At 60.7% G+C, this 5,147-nt stretch carries 3 protein-coding genes; 2 read left to right on the top strand and 1 reads right to left on the bottom strand.

Going from position 1 to position 5,147, the window contains the following annotated elements; all coding sequences use genetic code 11:
• Positions 1-97 precede the first annotated feature (97 nt).
• Positions 98-1,234 carry a Holliday junction branch migration DNA helicase RuvB gene (gene ruvB, locus NW819_RS07480; protein ID WP_011430641.1) on the top strand — a complete coding sequence of 379 codons (1,137 nt, stop codon included), beginning with the start codon at positions 98-100 and terminating at the stop codon, positions 1,232-1,234.
• 50 nt (positions 1,235-1,284) lie between these two features.
• Here ruvB and NW819_RS07475 read toward each other — a convergent pair whose 3' ends face one another.
• Positions 1,285-3,978, bottom strand: a complete 2,694-nt coding sequence (locus NW819_RS07475; RefSeq protein ID WP_414413373.1) for a phycobilisome rod-core linker polypeptide — start codon at positions 3,976-3,978, stop codon at positions 1,285-1,287.
• A gap of 193 nt (positions 3,979-4,171) precedes the next feature.
• Here NW819_RS07475 and NW819_RS07470 point away from each other — a divergent pair.
• The coding region (locus tag NW819_RS07470) for a tetratricopeptide repeat protein (RefSeq protein WP_414413372.1) at positions 4,172-5,147 on the top strand (976 nt) is incomplete at its 3' end.

Raw genomic sequence — 5,147 nt, 5'->3', positions numbered from 1 at the left:
TTGGTCTGGGGGATTTTTTTGTTCTCTTTGCTGGGGTGATCTTTCCCAGAGCTTTTCTAGAGTTAAATTGGGGCCATTGCCTCTGTGACTTAGGGATATGGCAATCATTTCTTCTCGGGATACAGGCCAGAACGCTGAGGGCCCCAAGCGGCGGCAGCAAAAGTCTTCAGCCTGGAGAAAAGAAGGCAGAGAGTTGAGCTTTGCTGGGGAAAGGGGAGCGGATCCCTCTGCCCTGTTGCAGCCGCAAGCCCACCCTGGCGAAGCCCAGGAAGAATCCCTGCGCCCGCGCACCCTAGCGGAATATATTGGCCAGACGGAACTTAAAGAAGTGCTCTCCATTGCCATTGCGGCGGCCCGCGCTCGCCAAGAGCCTCTGGATCACCTGCTGTTCTACGGCCCGCCTGGTCTAGGCAAAACCACGGTGGCAGCAGTGCTGGCGGCAGAAATGGGATCCCAGTTCTACATGACCACCGCGCCGGCTTTGGAGAGCCCCCGCGACATTGCCGGGTATTTGGTGCGCTTGAAGCGGGGGGATGTGTTGTTTATTGACGAGATCCACCGCCTGCCCAAGGTTACAGAAGAATTGCTCTATCCGGCGATGGAGGATTTTCGTCTTGATATCACCATTGGCAAAGGTCGCTCTGCTCGCATCACCTCTCTGCCCTTGGAACGCTTTACCCTCATCGGGGCCACAACCCGCATTGGCGCCCTCACTTCTCCGCTGCGGGATCGCTTTGGCCACGTGCAACGGCTGCGCTTTTACGAGCCTCACGAGCTGGTGCAGATCGTGCTGCGCACGGCTCGCCTCTTAAATGTCTCCACCGATCCAGAAGGGGCTGCAGAGATCGCCCGCCGTTCTCGGGGCACGCCCCGCATTGCCAACCGCCTGTTCAAGCGGGTGCGAGATTACGCCCAGGTGCGAGGGGATGGCCACATTAGCCAAGAAGTGGCAGCAGCCGCTCTGGAGCTGTTCCAGGTGGATCCCATGGGTTTGGATTGGATCGATCGCAAGCTGCTGACGGTGCTGGTGGAGCAGTTCGGTGGAGGGCCAGTGGGCTTGGAGACGATGGCCGCGGTGACGGGTGAGGATCCCCAAACCATTGAAGAAGTGTATGAGCCTTATCTGCTGCAGATCGGCTACTTGCAGCGTACACCCCGTGGCCGAGTGGTTACCCCTGCTGCGCTACGGCATCTGGGCTATGAAGCCCAGTCTCCTCTGCCTTTGTGGAGCTAATTCGTCTTTCCCTTCTCCCGCAAGGGGAGAAGGGGTTGAGAGCTCCATATCTAGCTGCGGTCATTGCCCACAGGGCTGAAGCTGGGCACCACCAGCTCGCGGTTTTGCTTGGTGAGACGACCGTACAGCTCCTGGGTGTTGGGGAAGTTGGCCGCCGGCAAGGTGGGGAAGCGACGATAGGGCACCGTGTCTTCGCCGAAGAGATCCCGATACTCCTGGGTGTTCAGCAGGGCGCGCACAAAGGCTTTCACCCCCTGGGTGGCCAAGATCTGGTTGTACTTGCGGATCTCCTGCTGGTTGAGAGGAGCACGGCCCAGGAAGTGCTTGGTGCCCAGCTCGATCACCTTGGTGTTGGGATAGGGGGCATAGAACTCGGAGCGGTACAGCTCGGAACACCCCAGGGCCTCGATGAACTCCTTGACGGTGATCTCGCCGTTGCGCAGCTTGGACTCGGCAGAGCTGAGCTCGGCGCTGATGTTGTAGATGTCCATATCCCGCTCGAAGACCTGCCGGTAGGCGGCGCGGATGAGGTTGTTGACTTCCGCTTTGTTGGCCAGGCTGGTGAGCTTGAAGACAGGGATCTCTTGGCGTACCTTGGGCACCCCCTGCTGGGCCCGCCGCTGGATTTCCAGCTCGCCGGAAGGCATATCCCGAGGCTGACCCAACTTGACAAAGAGAGGGATGTCGTCGTCGGTGCGAATGGGCTTGGTCACTGCCATGTCGGTGGAGCCGGGGCGCATCCGCCGCAACGCCAGACCGCCGGGGGTGAGGTAGCGCTCATAGGGCACGATATCTTCCCCGAAGACCTGCTGGTACTCCTCGCTGTCGAGGATGGCGTCCACGACGGCGTAGAACCCTTGCTTGGAGGCGATGTCAAATAGGCGGTTCATCTCCTGGCGCCCGTAGGTGGGTCGGCCCAGCAGCTTGCGGTGGATAAACTCGATGGCTTTGCAGACATACAAGCTGGACCAGTACTTGTTGCGGAAGAGATCCGACTTGGCCAGTTGGCGAATAAACTCTTTGACAGGAATTTCCCCCGACTCCAGCTTGATCTCCCAACGGGTTAGCCGTTGGCCTTCGTAGGGCATGTAACCGTACACCTGCTGGTAGCAGGCGCAGATCACCGCTTGCGTCGAGACTTCGCTGCCAACAATCCCCGCCCGCACCCCTAGCCGCCGGCTGCGATCGCCGGGAGTTTGGGTGAGCTTGAAGACTTTGGGGCCAAGGCTACCGGGATCCCCCACTGCCTTGGGATTGGTGCGGGCGTTGGTGAGGGCAAAGCCGCGCCGGATGAGGATGCGCTTGACATCCTTGTTGAAGGGGGCGGGGCGGGCGCTGAGGGAACGGGTTTCCTTGGGGAAGATGGCCCCAAATTGGATCTCCAGCGGGTCATTGCCGGAGCCATAGGCATGCTGATCCGGCAGGGGCCGGTTGTAGCGGGCAAAGAGGGTAATGAACTGGGGCACCTTGCGGCGGGGGGCAGCGTAGTTGTAGAGGTCGAATTTGGCCCCCCAGTTGGCGCTGGTTTGCGCTTCTACCCCCAGCTTGCGCAGGTAGGGCACCGTCTCCTCGCCGAAGTAGTCTCCGTACTCGCGGCTATCCACCAGCGCGTCCACCAGGCCGGCCAGACCCTTGCTGGAGATGATGGAGAAGTAGGTCTGCACTTCCTCGCGGGTTTCGGGAGCCCGCCCCAGGAAGTGGCGGAAGGCCAGCTCGACAACGCGGCTGTTAATGTAAGGCTCGTAAAACTGCTTGCGGTAGAGCTCCGATTTGCCCAGGCGGCGAATGAACTCCTTCATGGAGATCTCGCCGTTTTTCACCTTCGACTCCAGGTCGGAAAGCTTGAGGCCGTAGGCGCGGCGGATGTCCCGCTCAAACACCTGCCGGTAGGCGGCCTTGATGACTTCTTCTTTCTCGGCGTTGGACAGCCCCGGCTTCATGGCAAAAACGGGAACTTTCTCGGCAGCCAAGTTGTAAACCTGGGGTAGCTGCAGCCCCTGCAGGGGCAGGCCGTCGGCGGTGCTGGCGTTGCGCTGCCGCAGCTTGTCGGAAGGGGCGGGGGCGATGAACTCGCTCAGCAAGACATCGAAGTATTGGTTGATGATGGCAACTGCTTCGGCATCTTTGCGGAAGTAGCCAGCCGCTGCCCGCTTCATCTCTTGAATGGCGACAATGGTGGCCTCGGCGGAGCAGGCGTTTTCGATGATCTCCCGCAGGCCGCGGGTGTTGACGGCGATGATACTGGGATCCCCGGCCACCAGGGCGTAGGTAACGTAGCGCAAAAACCAGCTCAGATCCCGCAGCGATTTGCGCATGTTGGCAGCTCCGTAGCGGGAGATGTTGATGGGGCGGAAATTGGGGGGAATCTCCACGCCGCTGGCGCTAAAGATGTTGCGGATGGCCTCAATGAATCCGCCGGTGGATTCCACGTAGAAGGCAGTACCCAGCTTGAAGGCTTCTTTCTCGTCTTGGGTCGCTTCTGGCCGCTCCAGATAGGCCATGGGCGAGCCCCCTGTGAAGATGCGGTTGGCTGCCCGGCTGACGATGATTTCCGAATTGGCCGCAATGACCTCGGCAATCTCTAGCCGTTTCAGGCCGCTGGAGAAAAAGTCCTCGAGGCGATCCAGCTCGGTGCGTCCCAGATAGCGATCCTGCTGTTCCGCCTGGGAGATGGTCGATACAGGCACGGTTTGGTAGAGACGGGGGTTGGAAACGACTGCGCCAGCGGATACGTTGATACCCATCGATCTTTTAAACTCCGTTTTGATCGAAAAAACTGCCGACAAAGGCCGAGGACAGTGCCATCGAAGGGGGTGAAGAGGCTGACCCACGACTGGAGGAGCATCCCTCTCTGAGCTGAGAAGGATCGATGCCCGATCCCTGAGGGGGAAGCCAAGCCTAGAATACTAGGGGCACGGGCCCAGAGTGGGGAGGTTGTTGCAGTTTGTAACACTGTTTCTCATCCACAAAGACATGGCTCTCAACCCAGCTCTACCCTCCCATCTGTTGTCTTCCGCTTTTCTCCTTGAGGATTGGGAGCAGGGACATTACGAACGCGTTACCCAGGTTTTACAGCAACAGCTCGAGCAGGGATCCCCCTCTCCAGAGCTGTATTGGGAGCTGGGAGCCGCCTATCTCCTGCTGGGTCGGGAACTGGAGGCGCAGCTGGTGTGGCAAGAGGGCTTGGCGATGCTGCAAGCGGGGGGGGTGGCCGAATCCGAGGCCGTCTACCACCTGCTGAGGAGCTTGCAGGCTTTGGCGGAAAGCCTGTGGGAGAAGGGCCATTGGCCGCAGGCAGCAGCTCTGTATCGGCAGCTTCTGGAGTTGGGGGATGGACAGCTGGAGCTGTCTTCTGGCCAGGCTTTGGCTGCTCACCGCATTGGCCTGACCCAAGAGCGGAGCCGGCTGTGGGCTGCGGCAGCGGAGTGGTTTGAGCGGGCTTGCCAGCAGGATCCGACGGCGGCAGAGAGTTTTTGGCGCTGGGGCTTGGCCCTGATGAAGCTGGGCCGTTTGCGAGAGGCGATTTCCCCTCTGCAGGAGGCTGCGCGGCTGCGCCCTGAGTGGGGGGATCCCTGGGTACAGATGGGCTTGGCGTGGCTGGATCTGCGGGATCCAGTTCAGGCTGTGGGGTGTTTCCAGGCGGCTGAGGCGCGGGGCACCGGGACGGCGCAGCTCTACAGCTACTGGGCGGAAGCGGAAGTGCGGTTGGCTCACCCTGAGGCGGCTTGGGAGAAGGTTTGCCGAGCGGTGGCAGCGGAACGGAATTGGGTGCAGGCGTGGTGCGAGGGCAGTGGCAGAGAAAGCCCTCTGCGGTCTGGACTGGAGCAGGCATGCAGGGGAGAGGGATCTGCGAGGATCCCCGATTTCCTGTACTCGGCTTGGCGGCAGCGTTGGGCTCCAGAAGGCGTTGCCC

It is taken from the genome of Synechococcus sp. R8-2, assembly GCF_047461715.1.
Classification (GTDB): Bacteria; Cyanobacteriota; Cyanobacteriia; order Thermostichales; family Thermostichaceae; genus Thermostichus.
Note: the sequence above shows the minus strand (reverse complement) of the source record. Positions and strands in the feature narration are given on the sequence as shown.